This is a genomic window from Pseudomonas germanica (assembly GCF_019614655.1).
In the GTDB taxonomy this organism is placed as follows: Bacteria; Pseudomonadota; Gammaproteobacteria; order Pseudomonadales; family Pseudomonadaceae; genus Aquipseudomonas; species Aquipseudomonas neuropathica.
This window is the reverse complement of record NZ_CP071586.1, coordinates 727,561-743,438: the sequence shown is the minus strand read 5'-3', so window position 1 is coordinate 743,438 and position 15,878 is coordinate 727,561. Positions and strand designations below refer to the sequence as shown.

Below are 15,878 nucleotides of genomic sequence, written 5' to 3'. Positions count from 1 at the left end.
ACGATTGAAAATATGAGCAAACGTCTCCAACTAGGTGTTATCAGATCAATTCCGGATTTCGCTCATGACCACCCCACTCCTCATCCCCTGCCCCTCCTGCAACGGCCTCAACCGCATCCCCGCAGAGCGCCTCGCCGACCAGCCCAAGTGCGGACGCTGCAAATCCGCCGTGCTGCTGAAAAAACCCTTCGAACTCAAGCAAGGCGATTACGCCAGTCAGATCAAGGGTGATCTGCCGTTGCTGGTGGATGTCTGGGCGGACTGGTGTGGGCCGTGCAAGTCGTTTGCGCCGGTGTTCGAGCAGGCGGCGGCGCAATTGGCGGGCAAGTGCCGCTTGGCCAAGCTTGATAGCGAAGCGAATCAGCAGTTGTCGGCGCAGTTGGGGATTCGCTCGATTCCGAGTCTGATTCTTTTCAGGAACGGCCGGGAACTGGCGCGGCAGAGTGGTGCGTTGCCGTTGCCGCAGTTGATGGCGTGGCTGCGTAGCCAAGGCATCTGACACACCGTAAAGCAATGTAGGAGTGAGCCTGCTCGCGATAGCGTCCTGTCAGCCAACACTTGAGTGACTGAAAGGATGCTATCGCGAGCAGGCTCACTCCTACAGGGTTCTGCGTAGCTCAGAAGATCAGTGATCTTCGAGCAAGTTGTGCAGTTCGACGAATTGCTGGGTCAGCTTATGGCGCGGGTCGAGGTGGATCAGCGGCATGCTGGCCTGATGCGATTCGCGCATGCGCACCGAACTGGTCAGGTACACCGGCAGCACCGGTAGACCTTCGGCAATCAGCTCATCGAGAATCTGCTGCGGCAGGCTCGCCCGGGCTTGGAACTGGTTGACCACAATGCCTTCGACTTCCAGGCCTTCGTTGTGGTCGTCCTTCAACTCCTCGATCTCCGCGATCAGGCCGTACAGCGCCTGACGGGAAAAGCTGTCGCAATCGAAAGGGATCAGCACGCGATCCGCAGCAATCAACGCCGATACCGCATAAAAATTCAGCGCCGGCGGCGTATCAAGATAAATCCGGTCGTAATCCTCGGACAGCTCATCGAGCAACTTCCGTAGTTTGTTGATCTTGTGTTTGGCCTCGAGCTTGGGCTGCAGGTCGGCCAGCTCGGCGGTGGCGGTAATGATGTGGAGGTTATCGAACGGCGTTTCGTAGATGTCCGCCTGATTCTTCTTCGAGAACGGCCCGGAAGACAGGGTCTGCTTGAAGAAGTCGGCAATACCCATCGGAATGTCGTCGCCGGTGAGCCCGGTCAGATACTGAGTGGAGTTGGCCTGGGCATCGAGATCGACCAACAACGTGCGATAACCCTCGCTGGCGCTGACCGCCGCCAGATTGCAGGCAATGCTGGACTTGCCTACCCCACCTTTCTGATTGAACACCACGCGCCGCATGACAAAACCTCCGTGTATCAAAGAATGACCGAGTGTAGATGCGCGCGACCTCGCTTCGCTACCTTCATGGACATGGACTACAGAGTCAGGTGCAAATATCCGCGGACGAATAGGGCAATCGCCGCCATTGATCGCCGAGATTCCCGACAGACAAGCCGCTCACGATCTGGATAATGGCCAAGTGACAGTTTTCTTGCGAACCACTCGGTACATTTCGTTGCGCAAAATGTAACCAGCATTTGCTACACACTCGTCGCACCGGGATAATGCGCGCCACCCGGCGCCAAGCGCCACGTCAAGCCTGCTGCGGCTTTGGCGATTCAACGCGTCAACAAAAGCCTGCAGGGGCGGGATGAATGTCCGTGATCAACTTCAACATCGCCCAATGGCGCGCGTGGGCCCCTGGCCTCGACAGCGTGGACGCCTGGCAGGCCTGGAGCCGACAACCGGTCGTGCTCCAGCGCAGTGATGCCGCGCCCGATGTGTCGTTTTTGCCGGCCATGCAGCGCCGCCGCCTCAGTCGTCTGGCACGCATGGCGTTCAGCGTTGGCTGGCCCCTGGCCGACGGGCGGGACAGCCTGCCGCTGGTGTTCGTCTCGCGCCACGGTGAAACCCCACGGACTTACGACATCCTCAGTGATCTGGCGACCGAACAGCCGCTGTCGCCGACCCAGTTCAGCCTGTCCGTACATAACGCGATCATCGGTCTGTGGTCGATCATGCGTGGCGAAACCAGTGAGATGACCGCCCTCGCCGCGGCCGGCGACGGCCTTGAGCACGGCATGCTCGAAGCAGCGGCGCTACTCAATGAAGGCGCCCCGGCGGTGCTGTTGGTAATCACCGAAGAACAACCGCCCGAAGCCTATTCAGCGTGGATCGATGACGTGCCGTTTCCCTACGCACTCGGCCTTTTGCTCACCCCCGGTACCGACTGGCGGCTGACCCTGAACAGCACCACAGAAACACGGTCAAAAGCTCACTGGCCCCACGCGCTCAATCTGTTGCAAACCCTGCTCGGCCAGCAAACCCATTGCCAACATGCCTGGAAAAATCGTGTATGGACCTGGCAACGCAACCCGTGACCGAAAAAAACCGCGATGCCTATTACTGGCGCCTGCTGGCCACCGCCGCAAGCTTCGCCCTGTTCGGGCTTGGCGGGCTGTGCCTGCGTGTGCTGGTGTTTCCGCTGTTGGCTTGCCTGCCCGGTGACGCCGTTGCGCATCGCCAACGCGCGCGGCAGACCGTCAGCCGGCTGTTCTGGTTTTTCGTCCGGTTCATGGCCCGCACCGGTGTGCTGACCTATGACATTCAGGGCGCCGAACGTCTCGGGCGACCCGGACAGATGATCATCGCCAATCACCCGTCGCTGATCGACGTGGTGTTCCTCATCGGTCTGGTGCGCCAGGCCAATTGCGTGGTGAAGAAAAGCCTGTGGGAAAACCCCTTCACCCGTGGCCCGTTGCGCAGCACTGAATACATCAGCAACGACGGCAGCATGGACATGCTCGATGCTGCCGCCCAATCCCTGCAAAACGGCCAGACCCTGATCATTTTCCCGGAAGGCACGCGCACCCAGCCCGGTCAGGCGCCGGCCTTTCATCGGGGCGCTGCGGCGATTGCCCTGCGCGGTGCGAAAATCCTCACGCCGGTGATTATCAAGGTCAGCCCGACCACATTGACCAAAGCCGAACCCTGGTACCGGATCCCCAGCCGCCGCGTGCACTTCAGTTTTCGCGTCGGGGCCGATATAGACCCACAAGCCTTCGCCGCGCAAGGCCCTGCACCGCAAGCCTCGCGCAAGCTCAACGATTATTTGCACTCATATTTTATTAAGGAGCTCGCCGAAGATGAGCGATCTGAACACCCCTAGCCTGGTGCGTGACATCAAACTGCTGATCATCGACGCCCTCGGCCTCGAAGACATCAGCGTCGACGACATCGAAGACGAGCAAACACTGTTCGGCGAAGGCCTGGGCCTGGATTCCGTCGACGCGCTGGAACTGGGTCTGGCCATCCAGAAAAAATACGGCATCAAGATCGATGCCGACGCCAAAGACACCCGTAACCATTTCACCAACGTGGCCAGCCTTGCGGCGTTCGTCACGGCAAAACAGGCAGCTTGAGACCGGACCATGCAAACTCGTGACGATATTTTCAACACCCTGCGCGATGCCTTGGTCGAGCTGTTCGAACTGGATCCGGCCCGTGTGAGCCTGGAATCCAACCTGTATCAGGATCTGGAAATCGACAGCATCGACGCGGTCGATCTGATCGATCACATCAAACGCCAGACCGGCAAGAAAATCGCCGCCGAAGAATTCAAATCGGTGCGCACCGTCGGCGACGTGGTCGAGGCGGTCTACCGTCTGGTTCAACCGGCCGCATGAGCCGATTGATCGGCCTCGGCCTGCTGCTGGCCGGTCTGCTGTACCCCTTTGCGGTGTATTTCGGCATGGAGCATTTTGCCCCGTGGCAGTTCGGTCTGCTGCTGGGCAGCCTGTGGCTGGCGCGAGCGCTGACCGGTGAACGTAAACCCGGCAGCCTGTGGATGGCCTGTGTGGCGATCGCCTTTTGCCTGCTGCTGGCGCTGTTCGACAGTCCGCTGTTGCTGCGTTGGTACCCGGTGCTGATCAGCGGCTTCATGCTGGTGCTGTTCAGCCTGAGCCTGAAATACGGCCCGCCGATGGTGGAGCGCCTGGCGCGCTTGCGTGAGCCAGAACTACCGGATATTGCGATTCGCTATACGCGCAAGGTCACCGTGGCCTGGAGCGTGTTTTTCTTCTGCAACGGTTTATGCGCCGCCCTGCTGACCCTGTGGGCGCCGCTGAATTGGTGGATGTTGTACACCGGCCTGATCTCCTATGGATTGATCGGCCTGATGTTTGCCATTGAATGGCTGATACGACAACGGGTAAGAGGCCGTACATGAACTGGATAAAACTTGAGCAGCTGTTGCTCAAGCCTGTGCCGGCGCGGGCCATCAGCCACGCACCGGCCCTCGAACATGCGCAACTGTGCGAGCAGGCGCTGAGCGTTGCCGCCGGTCTGCAAGCGCAAGGCGTGAAACGTCTGGCTGTGCACCTGGAAGATGCCGCCGAACTGGCCATCGCATTGCTAGGTGCATGGCGTGCAGGTGTGAGTGTTCTGCTGCCCTCGGACCTGCAAGCGCAAACCCGCCAGCGCTGGTCGGCTGAGGTCGATCTGTGGCTGACGGATCAAGCCGATGACGCGCAACTGAGCGACGTTCAGCAGCCGCAGCTAGCCGGCGCCGCACTGGACCTCGACCAGTGCCGCCTGAGCCTGTGCACGTCCGGCTCCAGCGGCGAGCCCAAGCGCATCGACAAAACCCTGCGCCAACTGGCCAACGAGGTCGAAGCACTGGAACAGTTGTGGGGCGCGGATCTCGGTGAGGCCTGCATCATCGGCAGCGTCGCCACCCAGCATATTTACGGTTTGCTGTTTCGCGTGCTGTGGCCGCTGTGTGCCGGGCGCCCGTTTGTGCGCAAGCAACTGGCGTTCCCCGAAGACTTGCAGCGTGCCAGCCGCGAACATCCAGCCTTTGCGTGGGTGGCCAGCCCGGCGTTACTCAAACGCATGGGCGACAACCTCGACTGGCCGGCCCTGAGCGCCGTGCGCCGGGTGTTTTCCTCCGGCGGTGCGTTGCCGGTCGAAGCTGCGCAAAGTCTGCAGCAACGCTTGCAGCAATGGCCGACGGAAATCCTCGGCAGCTCGGAAACCGGCGGCATTGCCTGGCGTCAGGGCCAACTACTGTGGCAACCGTTCGCCGGTGTCCAACTGAGCCAGGACAGCGACGGCGCCCTGCTGATCGCCTCACCTTACTTGCCTGCCGGGCACGTCGAGCACACCGCTGACGCCGCGCGCATCGGCATCGATGGCCGCTTCGAACTGCTCGGACGGCTGGACCGGATCGTCAAACTGGAAGAAAAACGCATCTCGCTGCCCATGCTTGAGCAAGCCTTGGTTGACCACGACTGGGTCGCCGAAGCGCGCTTGGGCGTGGTCCAGGAAAATCGCGCCTCTCTCGGTGCTCTACTGGTGCTCAGCGAGGCCGGCCTGTTTGCCTTGCGTGAGCACGGTCGCCGCAGCCTGACCGAAACCCTGCGCCAGCATTTGCGCCAACACTGTGAAGCCCTGGCTTTACCGCGACGTTGGCGGCTAGTGCGGCAATTACCGTTGAACAGCCAAGGCAAACTGCCGCAGGCCGATATCGAAGCGCTGCTGATGGCCCCGCGAGCGAAAGCGCCGGAAGTGCTGTCGCAGGTCGAGACCGAGGGTGAATGGAGCCTGCAACTGAGTGTGCCGCCGGACCTGGCTTATTTCAGTGGTCACTTCCCTAAAGCCCCGGTATTGCCCGGCGTGGTGCAGGTGGAATGGGCACTGAACCTCGGTCGCCAACTGCTCAATCTGACCGGTCCGTTTGCCGGGATGGAAGTGCTGAAGTTCCAGCAATTGGTGCGGCCTGGGGATGAAATTCAGCTGCACCTGCGCTTTGATCCTGAGCGCGGCAAATTGTATTTCGCTTATCGCAATGACACGGCGACCTGTTCCAGTGGGCGGATTCTTTTGGGTGTAGAGCATGGTTGACCTTGGTGAGTGCTGCGCACTCAATCGCGAGCAGGCTCACTCCTACAGGGATCGCGGTCTTCCAGTGGAGAAAACGTATGCATAACCCTTGCGCCGTGATCCCGGTCTACAACCACGAAACTGCGATCGGCACCGTGGTCGACGCCCTGCTCGCGCAAGGCCTGCCGTGCATTCTGGTGGACGACGCCAGCACGCTCTCTTGTGCCAGAGTGCTCGACGCACTGGCCGAGCGCGACAACGTGCATCTGGTACGCCTGACCGCGAATCAGGGCAAGGGCGGCGCGGTAATGACCGGTTTGCGCGAAGCCTCGCTGTTGGGCTTCAGCCATGCGCTACAGGTTGATGCCGACGGCCAGCACGACTTGCACGATGTGGAGCGTTTTGTCGCCGAGTCCCGTGCCCATCCCGAGGCGATGATCTGCGGTTATCCGCTGTTCGACGACAGCGTGCCGAAAGGTCGTTTGTACGCGCGCTACCTGACCCACGTGATGGTCTGGATCAACACGCTGTCGCTGCAGATCCGCGATTCAATGTGTGGTTTCCGCGTCTATCCGCTCGCCCCGACGCTGGCGGTGATTGATTCGGCGAAAGTCGGCAAGCGCATGGATTTCGACTCGGACATTCTCGTGCGCCTGTCGTGGCGCAATCAGCCGATGCGCTGGCTGCAAACCAGCGTGCATTATCCGCTGGACGGTGTGTCGCACTTCCGTCTGTTCCATGACAACGCACTGATTTCCAGCATGCACACACGGCTGTTTCTCGGCATGTTGCTGCGCTTCCCGGTGATCCTCTGGCGGCGGTGGCGAACATGACCGGCGAAGCCGACAAAAAGCACTGGGCTGACCGCGAAGAGCGCGGCAGCTTCCTGCTGATGAAATTCACCGCGTTCGCCGCCAAGGTCCTGGGCCGACGCCTGCTCAGCCCGTTGCTGTACGGCATCGTCCTGTACTTCTTCCTGTTTGGCCGCACCGCGCGACACAGCGCCTGGCAATACCAGCAACGCCTGGCCGCATGGAGTCAGCGCGACGTGTTGCGCCCGACGCATTGGCGGGTGTTCGGCCAGTTCATGGCATTCGCCGATTCGATGCTCGACAAGCTCGACGTGTGGAACGGCAAACTGCGTATCGAACAAATCGAAATCATCGACCCGGCCCTGCTGCGCAATCAGTTGCGAGGCAGTCGCGGACAACTGCTGGTCGGCGCGCACCTGGGCAATCTGGAAGTCTGTCGCGCACTGGCGGAGATCGGCGAAAAGGTCACCATGAACGTGCTGGTGCACACCAAGCACGCCGAGCAATTCAACCGTTTGCTGGGCGAGGCTGGAGCGACCAATCTGCGCCTGATTCAGGTCAGCGAACTCGACCCGGTGATCATGCTGCAACTGCACGAACGGCTGGAACGCGGCGAGTGGCTGGCGATTGCCGGCGACCGCGTGCCGCTGCATGGCGGGCGCAGTGTGACCGTCGATTTCCTCGGCCATCCGGCGCCGTTCCCGCAAGGGCCGTGGCTGCTCGCCGGCCTGCTCAAATGCCCGGTCAACCTGTTGATGTGCCTCAAGCAACCGGACGGCCACTATCGCCTGACTCTCGAGCCCTTCGCCGATGCCGTGGTGTGGAAGCGCAGCGAGCGCGAGCAGGTCATTCATCAGTGGGCCACCCGCTATGCGCAGCGCCTGAGTCACTATTGCCTCGAAGCGCCGCAACAATGGTTCAACTTTTACCCTTTCTGGAAGACCGATGACGACGCCAACCCATGAGCCGGTAACCTTCGGCGAACGCCCTTTGCGCATCGAAGACGTGCTGGCCCTGGCCAACCGTCAGGCGCCCGTGCAATTGCAGAGCGACGCCGACTATCGCGAGCGCATCGCCAAGGGCGCGCGGTTCCTCGATTCGCTGCTGGACAAGGAAGGCGTGATCTACGGCGTGACCACCGGTTACGGCGATTCCTGCGTGGTCGCGGTGCCGCTGCATCACGTAGAGGCCCTGCCGCGTCACCTCTACACCTTCCACGGTTGCGGGCTGGGTAAACTGCTCGACGCGCAAGCCACCCGCGCGGTGTTGGCGGCGCGTTTGCAGTCGTTGTGCCATGGCGTCTCCGGGGTGCGCGTGGAGTTGCTGGAGCGTCTGCACGCGTTCCTCGAATACGACATCCTGCCGCTGATCCCTGAAGAAGGCTCGGTCGGCGCCAGCGGTGATCTGACGCCGCTGTCCTACGTCGCTGCAACGCTGTCCGGTGAACGTGAAGTAATGTTCCGTAGCGAACGTCGCCAGTCTGCCGATGTGCATCGTGAACTCGGCTGGACACCGCTGGTACTGCGCCCGAAAGAAGCGCTGGCGCTGATGAACGGCACCGCCGTAATGACCGGTCTCGCCTGCCTCGCTTTCGCCCGTGCCGACTATCTGCTGCAACTGGCCACGCGCATCACCGCGCTCAATGTGGTCGCGCTGCAAGGCAATCCGGAGCACTTCGACGAACGTCTGTTCGCCGCCAAACCACATCCAGGGCAAATGCAGGTCGCCGCGTGGCTGCGCAAGGATCTGGCCATCGACGCGCCGACCGCACCGCTGCATCGCCTGCAGGATCGCTATTCGCTGCGCTGCGCACCGCACGTGCTCGGCGTGTTGGCCGACAGCCTGAACTGGCTGCGTTCGTTCATCGAAACCGAGCTGAACAGCGCCAACGACAACCCGATTATCGACGCCGAAGCCGAGCGCGTTTTGCACGGCGGGCACTTCTACGGCGGCCACATCGCGTTCGCCATGGACAGCCTGAAAAACCTCGTGGCCAACGTCGCTGACCTGCTGGACCGCCAGCTCGCGCTGCTGGTCGACGAGCGTTACAACCACGGTCTGCCAAGCAACCTCTCCGGTGCTCCGGCGGATCGAGCGATGATCAACCATGGCTTCAAAGCCGTGCAGATCGGCACCAGCGCGTGGACCGCCGAAGCGCTGAAAAACACCATGCCGGCCAGCGTGTTCTCGCGCTCCACCGAGTGCCATAACCAGGACAAAGTCAGCATGGGCACCATCGCTGCTCGCGATGCGATCCGCGTGCTGGAGCTGACCGAACAGGTCGCTGCCGCGACATTGCTCGCCGCCAACCAGGGCGTGTGGCTGCGTGCTCAAGCCGAAGATGCCCGGCCGTTGCCGCCATCGCTGGCGGCGATGCACGTAGAACTGGCCAAGGATTTCCCGCCGGTGATCGAAGACCGCGCCCTGGAAGGCGAGCTGCGTCTGTGCCTGCAACGCATCGCCGCGCAACACTGGAGGCTGCATGCGTAGCGCCGGAGTGCTTCACGCCGACACGGAAATCCTCGTACCGTTTTTCGACGTCGACACCATGCACGTCGTCTGGCACGGCCATTACGTCAAATACCTCGAAGTGGCGCGTTGCGCGCTGCTGGACAAGATCGGCCACAACTACACGCACATGGTCGAGGCCGGTTATGCCTGGCCGATCATCGACCTGCAACTGCGCTACGTGCGTGGCGCGGTGTTTGGTCAGCGCCTGAATGTGCGCGCCAGTCTGGTCGAATGGGAAAACCGTCTGAAGATCAATTACCTGATCACCGACCTGCACAGCGGCGAACGCCTCACCCGTGCCAGCTCGGTGCAGGTTGCCGTCGAAGTGAGCAGCCGCGAGATGCAACTGGCTTCACCGAAGGTCTTCACCGATGCCGTGGAAAGGATGCTGCGATGAATGTTTTTGTTAAAGGCTTGAGTGTACTGGCGCTGCTGGTGATGTCCTCTCTGGCCAACGCCTTCGACCTGCAACAACTGAGCGAGCAACTGGCGAAACCGGACGTGATCCACGGTCAGTTCATTCAGGAAAAACACCTGCGTGCATTACCGCAGCCGCTGATCAGCAAGGGCAGTTTTGTTCTGGCGAAAAACCACGGCCTGCTCTGGCTGCTGAAGACCCCGCTGCAACAGGACTACCGCATCACCGCCAAGGGCATCGCCCGGCGTGACGGCAACGGCTGGCAACTGCTGCCGAACAAGAGCGCCGGGGCCGAGCAGAACCGCTTGTTCCTCGCCGTGCTGCAAGGCGACAGCAGCGGCCTGCAACGCGACTTCGAACTGGCCCTGAGCGGCGACGCACAGCAGTGGAAACTCACGCTGACCCCGCGCTCGCTGCTGCTCAAGCAAGTATTCAACCAGATCAATATCGACGGCGGCACGCTGGTGCAGACCATCGAACTGCTGGAAACCCAGGGCGACAGCACGGTGCTGCGCATGCAGGACAGCACCGCCGGGCAACCGTTGAACGACGCGGAGCAACATGACTTTGCCGAGTGAACGCAGGCTGCCCTGGCTGTTTCTGATTCTGCTGCTGGCGGTCGTCGCTCTGGCCGGTTGGCAGTGGCGTGACGGTGCGCCATTGTCGGCGAACCTGATGGAACTGGTGCCCGGCACCCACCCCGACGCCCTCGAACAGCGCGCCGAGCAGCGCATGCAGGAACCGCTCAACCGCGAAATGCTGGTGCTGGTCGGCCACGCCGACCGCCAGCTAGCGGTGGCCATGGCGCAGACGCTGGGCGAGCAATGGCAGGCCAGCGGGTTGTTCGAAAAGGTGCAGTGGAACCTGCAAGCAGACCTGCCAGCGCTGCGCACACAACTGCTGCAAGGGCGACTGGCGATGCTCTCGGCGGATGACCGGCAACTGCTGATCGAACACCCAGACGCATTCATTCAACAACGCGTGCAGGCCCTGTTCGATCCGTTCAGCGGTTTCAGTCTGGTGCCGAGTCAGGATGACTGGCTGGGCCTGACCGGGCGCATTCAGAACAGCCAGCCGCAGCACGGTTCGGTGCAACTGGACATCGGCAGCGGCGCGTTGATTGCCGATGCGGACGGCAAGAGCTGGGTGCTGCTGCGTGCACGCACCACCGGCAATGCTTTCGACATGGACCTGCCGCTGCAAGTCGCGGCATTGCTGCAAGCCAGCCGCGAGCAGGCGGCGAAATCCGACGTGCAATTGCTGGCCGCCAGCGGCTTGCTCTACGCGGCCAATGGTCAGCAGCAAGCCACGCGCGAAATGACCTGGGTCGGTGGTGGTGCGACGGTCGGCATTCTCTTGCTGCTGTTGCTCGCTTTCCGCCGCTGGCGCGTGTTGCTGGCGTTCGTGCCGGTGCTGGTCGGCATGTTGTTCGGTGCGGTGGCGTGTGTGGCGCTGTTCGGCCACATGCATGTGATGACGCTGGTGCTCGGCTCCAGCCTGATCGGCGTGGCCGTGGATTATCCGCTGCACTATTTGTCGAAGAGTTGGAGCCTGAAGCCTTGGCGCAGTTGGCCGGCGTTGCGTTTGACGCTGTCCGGGCTGACCCTGAGCCTGATCACCAGCGCCATCGGTTATCTGGCACTGGCGTGGACGCCGTTCCCGGCGTTGACGCAAATCGCGGTGTTCTCCGCCGCTGGCTTGCTCGGCGCCTATTTGTCGGCGGTGTGCCTGTTGCCGGCGTTGCTGAAAAACGTCGAACTACGCCCCGCGCAATGGCCGCTGCATCTGGCCGAGCGCATGGTCAACCTGCGCGAAAAACTCCTCGAACGCGTACGCACGCCGGTGTTGCTGGCACTACTGATCGCCTTCTGTGTGGGCGGTCTGGTGCAGCTGCAAAGCAAGAATGACATCCGCCAATGGGTCGGCGCACCACAACATCTGACCGACGAAGCGCAGGCCATCGCGCGCATCACCGGCTATCAGCCGACCAGCCAGTTTTTCCTCGTGCGCGCCGACAATCAGCAGCAATTGCTCGAGCGTCAGGCCGCGCTGAGCGAGCGTCTGGAGCAACTGGTCAACCTCGACAAGCTGCAAGGCTATCTGGCCCTCGATCGACTGGTCAGCCCACCGAACCAGCAAGAACAGGTACGTCAGGCACTGAACAAACTGCCGCAATACTGGCAGCCACTGCTCGACCTCGGCGTACCGCTCGCCGCGCTGCAAACCGAACTACAGCAATTGCAGGCCGTGCCCGCCGAAGACATCGACGCGGCACTGGCCGGTCCCCTTGGTGAGCCTTATCGCATGCTCTGGCTTGGCCCCAGCGAAGACGGCGTAGCGGCAATGACCAGTCTGCAAGGCCTGAACAACCCGGCACTGTTGCGCGTGCAGGCGCTGGATTTGCCGGGGGTGACGCTGGTCGATCGCCTCGGTGAGTTGAATGAAGTCTTTGCGGCGACGCAAATCAGCGCCGCAGAACTGAAACTCGCCTCCTGCGCACTGATCGTGCTGGTGCTGATGCTGCCCTTTGGTCTCGGCGGCGCGCTGCGCATTGTCGCCCTGCCTCTGCTCGCTGCGCTGTGCAGCCTGGCCAGCCTTGGCTGGCTTGGTCAGCCGCTGACCCTGTTTAGCCTGTTCGGCTTGCTGCTAGTGACGGCGATCAGCGTTGATTACGCGATTCTCATGCGTGAACAAGTCGGCGGCGCGGCGGTGAGCCTGCTCGGCACCCTGCTGGCGGCTGTGACGACGTGGCTGTCGTTCGGTTTGCTGGCGGTTTCCAGCACGCCGGCGGTGAGCAACTTCGGTCTGTCGGTGAGCCTCGGTCTGGCGTTCAGCTTCATGCTCGCACCGTGGGCGGGGCGTCACGAACACACCGCGACAGTCGTGGAGCCGGCAGCATGATGGTCGTCGCCTTCTGGTTCATGGCCCTGGCGTTGTTCGCCGTGGCCACTCGCATCGGGCGCCACTTCGGTCTGATTCCGATTGTCAGTCAGTTGCTGCTGGCGAGCTTCGGCTTGCCGCTGCTGATGTACTTCTGGATCGAACCGGGCTGGCAGCTCAGTGGCGCGCAACTGATTGCGCCTGACTGGCTGAAAAACCTCTACAGCCTGAGTTTTGCCCTGCTGCTCGGGCATATCCTCAGTGATGTGATCGATCTGAAACTCGATCGCCAGAGCGTGAAAATCGCTGTGCCGAGTTTCCTCGTGCCGTTTGCCTGTGGCCTGGCCGCTGCCTATTGGCTGCTGCCGGCGCAACCGTGGCTCAACTCGCTGGCCATCGGCCTGGTGTTCGCGATTACCGCGATCCCGGTGCTGTACCTGTATCTGCGCCACATCGATTATCCGCCCGCCGCCACTCGCCGGTTGGTGCAGACCGCGATCCTCATCGATCTGACCTGCTGGACGCTGTTCGGCCTCGCCCAGGGCAGTCTGCATCCGAGCAGTCTGCTGCTGCCGCTGGCTCTCGCCCTTGTGCCGTTGCTGTTGCATCTGTTGCGTGCGCGTCGACCGCTGACCTACAGCCTCGGTTTCTTTGCGCTGTTGGTAATGGCCGAGCACTACAAACTCAACGCGCTGATCTTCGGCATCGGCTACCTGCTATGCATGGCCGCGCTGAAAGTGCCGCTGGTGCTGCCATTACCGGCGCGCTGGATGAGCCGTTTGCAGACGTGGCTGGCGATCCCGCTGATCCTGACGTTCGGCATCGTCCAGATCGACGTGCACAGTGCCCTCGCAAGCCTTGGTCCGCTGCAATGGGCGGCGCTGTTGCTGTTGCCGATTGCCAGTAAACTGCTCGGCAACTGGCTCGGCCTCGGCTGGGCCGGCGCCTCGTTCGAAGGCGCCAGCCGCTGGCGCGAAAGTGTGCTGCTGAATATTCGCGGCCTGAGCGAAATCGTCTTTCTCAATTTGTTGTTGCAACAACAGCTCATCACCCCGGCGCTGTACTTCGCGCTGATGCTGATGGGCCTGATCGCGACGCTGCTACCGGCCCTGATCGGCCTGCATCGCGCGCCATTGAATCTGCAACATCCTTTACCCCGGAGCTCACGTGCCAATCGTTGAAATGGAATCCCGTCAGGTCGTGATCATCGGCGCCGGTCCCTCCGGCGCCATCGCTGCGGCGTTGCTCAAGCGCAAGGGCCACGATGTGCTGGTGATCGAGCGCCAGCATTTTCCGCGCTTTTCGATCGGTGAAAGCCTGCTCAGCCATTGCCTGGATTTCGTCGAAGAAGCCGGCATGCTCGACGCCGTCAATGCCGCCGGATTCCAGCGCAAGACCGGCGCCGCATTCGCCTGGGGCGAGCGTTACAGCGCCTTCGATTTCGGTGACACCTTTACCGGCGGCAAACCGACCACGTTTCAGGTGCAACGCGCCGATTTCGACAAACTGCTGGCCGATCAAGCGGCGCTGCAAGGCGCGGAAATCCGCTACGGCGATGCCATCGTCAGCGTCGATTTCGACCGGACGAAACCGCACCTCGACGTGCGCCGTGAGGACGGCAGCGACTATCGCGTCGAAGCGGATTTCGTCCTTGATGCCAGCGGCTACGGCCGCGTGTTGTCGCGGCTGCTGGATCTGGAAGCGCCGTCGAACTTCCCGGTGCGCCAAGCGGTGTTCACCCACGTCGAAGATCACATCGACAACCCGGCGTTCGACCGCGAAAAAATCCTCGTCACCACCCATCCAGAGCATCGCGATGTCTGGTTCTGGACGATCCCGTTCAGTAATGGACGCTGTTCGGTGGGCGTGGTCGCCGCCGAGGAACATTTCAAGGGTCGCGACAACGATCTGGATGCCTGTCTGCGCAGCTTCATCGCCGAAACCCCGAGCCTTGCCGGCGTTCTGAACAATGCTGTGTGGGACACCCCCGCACGCACGCTCGGCGGTTACGCCGCCAATGTGAAATCCCTGCACGGGCCGGGCTTCGCCTTGCTCGGCAACGCGGCAGAATTTCTCGACCCGGTGTTCTCCTCCGGCGTGACCATCGCCATGCGCTCGGCGAGCATGGCGGCAGCGGTTTTGCACCGTCAGTTGCAGGGCGAAACCGTCGACTGGCAAAGCGAATTCGCTGAGCCGCTCAAGCGCGGCGTCGACACCTTCCGCTGCTACGTCGAGGGCTGGTACGCCGGCACCTTTCAGGACGTGATTTTTTATGAAGACAGCCAGGCGGAAATCCGTCGGATGATCTGTTCGATCCTCGCCGGCTACGCCTGGGATGAACGCAACCCGTTCGTCAGCGAAGCCCGCCGCCGCTTGAAGATGATTTCCGAACTCTGTGCAAAGGACGCCACATGAACTACTTGAGCGACAGCTACGTCGAGGAAACCCGCTTCGGTTTCTGGTTCCTGCGCAGCCACACCTGGCAGCACCATGTGTTGCGGGTGGCGATCAATGATTTGCGCGGTTTGTTCAGTGAAGCACTGCCGCAGAACCCGGTACTGCTGGACGCCGGTTGTGGCCAGGGCAAGTCGTTCGCTCATCTGCGCCAGACCTTTGCGCCACAGCGTTTGATCGGTGTTGATGCCGATCCGCACAGCCTGGAGTTGAGCGCTGAAGAAGCGACGCGTCTGGGCCTCGATGTAGAGCTGATCGGCAGTGATTGCGCGACGCTCAATGTGCCGGACGCCAGTGTTGATCTGCTGTTCTGCCATCAGACTTTTCATCATCTGGTCGAGCAGGAAAAAGCCCTCGCCGAGTTTTATCGAGTGCTGAAACCGGGTGGCTATCTGCTGTTCGCCGAATCCACCGAGGCTTACATTGATACGTGGGTGATCCGCTGGTTGTTCCGCCATCCGATGCATGTGCAGAAGAGTGCGGCGCAGTATCTGCAGATGATTCGTGGGCAGGGTTTCGAGTTTGCCGGGAAGAATGTCTCGTACCCGTATCTGTGGTGGAGCCGGTCGAAGGATTTCGGTTTGCTGGAGCGGTTTGGCTTACGCAAACCCAAGCCGTTCGGGCAGCGTGAGGAAACGCTGGTCAACGTGGTAGCGCGCAAGCCGCTGCAAGGTACTTTCTGATGCAAAGCTATCGACCTGCACACCCGAAACCCTGTGGGAGCTGGCTTGCCAGCGATAGCGGTGTGTCAGTCAACAAAAATGCTCGATGTGCCGACGCCATCGCTGGCAAGCCAGCTCCCACAAGGTTTGTGGCGTGGCTA

At 61.6% G+C, this 15,878-nt stretch carries 17 protein-coding genes; 16 read left to right on the top strand and 1 reads right to left on the bottom strand.

Annotated elements, in window-relative coordinates; translation table 11 throughout:
* Nucleotides 1-64 precede the first annotated feature (64 nt).
* Nucleotides 65-499 carry a thioredoxin TrxC gene (gene trxC, locus J0G10_RS03275; RefSeq protein WP_220557429.1) on the top strand — a complete coding sequence of 145 codons (435 nt, stop codon included), beginning with the start codon at nucleotides 65-67 and terminating at the stop codon, nucleotides 497-499.
* Between the two features lie 126 nt (nucleotides 500-625).
* Here trxC and J0G10_RS03270 read toward each other — a convergent pair whose 3' ends face one another.
* Nucleotides 626-1,396 (bottom strand): ParA family protein, encoded by a 771-nt coding sequence (locus J0G10_RS03270; protein WP_034152927.1) that lies wholly within the window; start codon nucleotides 1,394-1,396, stop codon nucleotides 626-628.
* A 356-nt stretch (nucleotides 1,397-1,752) separates the two neighbouring features.
* Between J0G10_RS03270 and J0G10_RS03265 the strand changes: the two genes are divergently transcribed.
* The 15 genes from J0G10_RS03265 (at nucleotide 1,753) to J0G10_RS03195 (ending at nucleotide 15,738) form a co-directional block, all read left to right on the top strand.
* Nucleotides 1,753-2,478 carry a beta-ketoacyl synthase chain length factor gene (locus J0G10_RS03265; protein WP_095047233.1) on the top strand — a complete coding sequence of 242 codons (726 nt, stop codon included), beginning with the start codon at nucleotides 1,753-1,755 and terminating at the stop codon, nucleotides 2,476-2,478.
* Nucleotides 2,454-3,266 carry a lysophospholipid acyltransferase family protein gene (locus J0G10_RS03260; protein ID WP_095047232.1) on the top strand — a complete coding sequence of 271 codons (813 nt, stop codon included), beginning with the start codon at nucleotides 2,454-2,456 and terminating at the stop codon, nucleotides 3,264-3,266. Before J0G10_RS03265 ends, J0G10_RS03260 begins: the two co-directional genes overlap by 25 nt.
* Nucleotides 3,244-3,519: a phosphopantetheine-binding protein gene (locus J0G10_RS03255; protein ID WP_093430104.1), complete on the top strand. Its 276-nt coding sequence runs from the start codon at nucleotides 3,244-3,246 to the stop codon at nucleotides 3,517-3,519. Before J0G10_RS03260 ends, J0G10_RS03255 begins: the two co-directional genes overlap by 23 nt.
* A 9-nt stretch (nucleotides 3,520-3,528) precedes the next feature.
* On the top strand, nucleotides 3,529-3,783 hold the full coding sequence (locus tag J0G10_RS03250; RefSeq protein ID WP_007909503.1) for an acyl carrier protein: 255 nt from the start codon (nucleotides 3,529-3,531) through the stop codon (nucleotides 3,781-3,783).
* The gene (locus J0G10_RS03245; protein WP_093430103.1) at nucleotides 3,780-4,325 is read left to right on the top strand and encodes a COG4648 family protein; all 546 of its coding nucleotides are present in this window, start codon (nucleotides 3,780-3,782) and stop codon (nucleotides 4,323-4,325) included. The genes J0G10_RS03250 and J0G10_RS03245 overlap by 4 nt, the downstream gene beginning before the upstream one ends.
* Complete coding sequence (locus J0G10_RS03240) at nucleotides 4,322-6,001, top strand: acyl-CoA synthetase family protein (protein ID WP_220557427.1); 1,680 nt, start codon at nucleotides 4,322-4,324, stop codon at nucleotides 5,999-6,001. Before J0G10_RS03245 ends, J0G10_RS03240 begins: the two co-directional genes overlap by 4 nt.
* Nucleotides 6,002-6,078: 77 nt before the next feature.
* Nucleotides 6,079-6,813, top strand: a complete 735-nt coding sequence (locus J0G10_RS03235) for a glycosyltransferase family 2 protein (protein ID WP_220557426.1) — start codon at nucleotides 6,079-6,081, stop codon at nucleotides 6,811-6,813.
* Entirely contained in the window at nucleotides 6,810-7,757 is a 948-nt protein-coding gene (locus tag J0G10_RS03230) for an LpxL/LpxP family acyltransferase (protein ID WP_095047229.1), read from the top strand. The genes J0G10_RS03235 and J0G10_RS03230 overlap by 4 nt, the downstream gene beginning before the upstream one ends.
* Nucleotides 7,738-9,282 (top strand): HAL/PAL/TAL family ammonia-lyase, encoded by a 1,545-nt coding sequence (locus J0G10_RS03225; RefSeq protein WP_186621263.1) that lies wholly within the window; start codon nucleotides 7,738-7,740, stop codon nucleotides 9,280-9,282. Before J0G10_RS03230 ends, J0G10_RS03225 begins: the two co-directional genes overlap by 20 nt.
* The gene (locus J0G10_RS03220; RefSeq protein WP_095047227.1) at nucleotides 9,275-9,700 is read left to right on the top strand and encodes an acyl-CoA thioesterase; all 426 of its coding nucleotides are present in this window, start codon (nucleotides 9,275-9,277) and stop codon (nucleotides 9,698-9,700) included. Before J0G10_RS03225 ends, J0G10_RS03220 begins: the two co-directional genes overlap by 8 nt.
* The gene (locus J0G10_RS03215) at nucleotides 9,697-10,299 is read left to right on the top strand and encodes an outer membrane lipoprotein carrier protein LolA (protein WP_095047226.1); all 603 of its coding nucleotides are present in this window, start codon (nucleotides 9,697-9,699) and stop codon (nucleotides 10,297-10,299) included. Before J0G10_RS03220 ends, J0G10_RS03215 begins: the two co-directional genes overlap by 4 nt.
* Entirely contained in the window at nucleotides 10,283-12,622 is a 2,340-nt protein-coding gene (locus tag J0G10_RS03210; protein ID WP_220557424.1) for an MMPL family transporter, read from the top strand. Before J0G10_RS03215 ends, J0G10_RS03210 begins: the two co-directional genes overlap by 17 nt.
* Complete coding sequence (locus J0G10_RS03205; RefSeq protein ID WP_220557423.1) at nucleotides 12,619-13,782, top strand: cation:proton antiporter; 1,164 nt, start codon at nucleotides 12,619-12,621, stop codon at nucleotides 13,780-13,782. The genes J0G10_RS03210 and J0G10_RS03205 overlap by 4 nt, the downstream gene beginning before the upstream one ends.
* A complete protein-coding gene (locus tag J0G10_RS03200) occupies nucleotides 13,769-15,016 on the top strand; it encodes an NAD(P)/FAD-dependent oxidoreductase (protein ID WP_095047223.1) in 1,248 nt (415 codons plus the stop codon). The genes J0G10_RS03205 and J0G10_RS03200 overlap by 14 nt, the downstream gene beginning before the upstream one ends.
* Nucleotides 15,013-15,738, top strand: a complete 726-nt coding sequence (locus J0G10_RS03195; protein WP_095047222.1) for a class I SAM-dependent methyltransferase — start codon at nucleotides 15,013-15,015, stop codon at nucleotides 15,736-15,738. The genes J0G10_RS03200 and J0G10_RS03195 overlap by 4 nt, the downstream gene beginning before the upstream one ends.
* The last annotated feature ends 140 nt before the right edge of the window (nucleotides 15,739-15,878 follow it).

What these genes read in the sequence shown, in the direction of transcription:
- J0G10_RS03225 (WP_186621263.1), top strand. Translation starts at nt 7,738, where the DNA reads ATGACGACGCCAACCCATGAGCCGGTAACCTTCGGCGAACGCCCTTTG.
- J0G10_RS03255 (WP_093430104.1), top strand. Translation starts at nt 3,244, where the DNA reads ATGAGCGATCTGAACACCCCTAGCCTGGTGCGTGACATCAAACTGCTG.
- J0G10_RS03195 (WP_095047222.1), top strand. Translation starts at nt 15,013, where the DNA reads ATGAACTACTTGAGCGACAGCTACGTCGAGGAAACCCGCTTCGGTTTC.
- J0G10_RS03220 (WP_095047227.1), top strand. Translation starts at nt 9,275, where the DNA reads ATGCGTAGCGCCGGAGTGCTTCACGCCGACACGGAAATCCTCGTACCG.
- J0G10_RS03240 (WP_220557427.1), top strand. Translation starts at nt 4,322, where the DNA reads ATGAACTGGATAAAACTTGAGCAGCTGTTGCTCAAGCCTGTGCCGGCG.
- J0G10_RS03260 (WP_095047232.1), top strand. Translation starts at nt 2,454, where the DNA reads ATGGACCTGGCAACGCAACCCGTGACCGAAAAAAACCGCGATGCCTAT.
- J0G10_RS03215 (WP_095047226.1), top strand. Translation starts at nt 9,697, where the DNA reads ATGAATGTTTTTGTTAAAGGCTTGAGTGTACTGGCGCTGCTGGTGATG.
- J0G10_RS03250 (WP_007909503.1), top strand. Translation starts at nt 3,529, where the DNA reads ATGCAAACTCGTGACGATATTTTCAACACCCTGCGCGATGCCTTGGTC.
- J0G10_RS03230 (WP_095047229.1), top strand. Translation starts at nt 6,810, where the DNA reads ATGACCGGCGAAGCCGACAAAAAGCACTGGGCTGACCGCGAAGAGCGC.
- J0G10_RS03245 (WP_093430103.1), top strand. Translation starts at nt 3,780, where the DNA reads ATGAGCCGATTGATCGGCCTCGGCCTGCTGCTGGCCGGTCTGCTGTAC.
- J0G10_RS03270 (WP_034152927.1), bottom strand. Translation starts at nt 1,396, where the DNA reads ATGCGGCGCGTGGTGTTCAATCAGAAAGGTGGGGTAGGCAAGTCCAGC.
- trxC (WP_220557429.1), top strand. Translation starts at nt 65, where the DNA reads ATGACCACCCCACTCCTCATCCCCTGCCCCTCCTGCAACGGCCTCAAC.
- J0G10_RS03205 (WP_220557423.1), top strand. Translation starts at nt 12,619, where the DNA reads ATGATGGTCGTCGCCTTCTGGTTCATGGCCCTGGCGTTGTTCGCCGTG.
- J0G10_RS03210 (WP_220557424.1), top strand. Translation starts at nt 10,283, where the DNA reads ATGACTTTGCCGAGTGAACGCAGGCTGCCCTGGCTGTTTCTGATTCTG.
- J0G10_RS03265 (WP_095047233.1), top strand. Translation starts at nt 1,753, where the DNA reads ATGTCCGTGATCAACTTCAACATCGCCCAATGGCGCGCGTGGGCCCCT.
- J0G10_RS03235 (WP_220557426.1), top strand. Translation starts at nt 6,079, where the DNA reads ATGCATAACCCTTGCGCCGTGATCCCGGTCTACAACCACGAAACTGCG.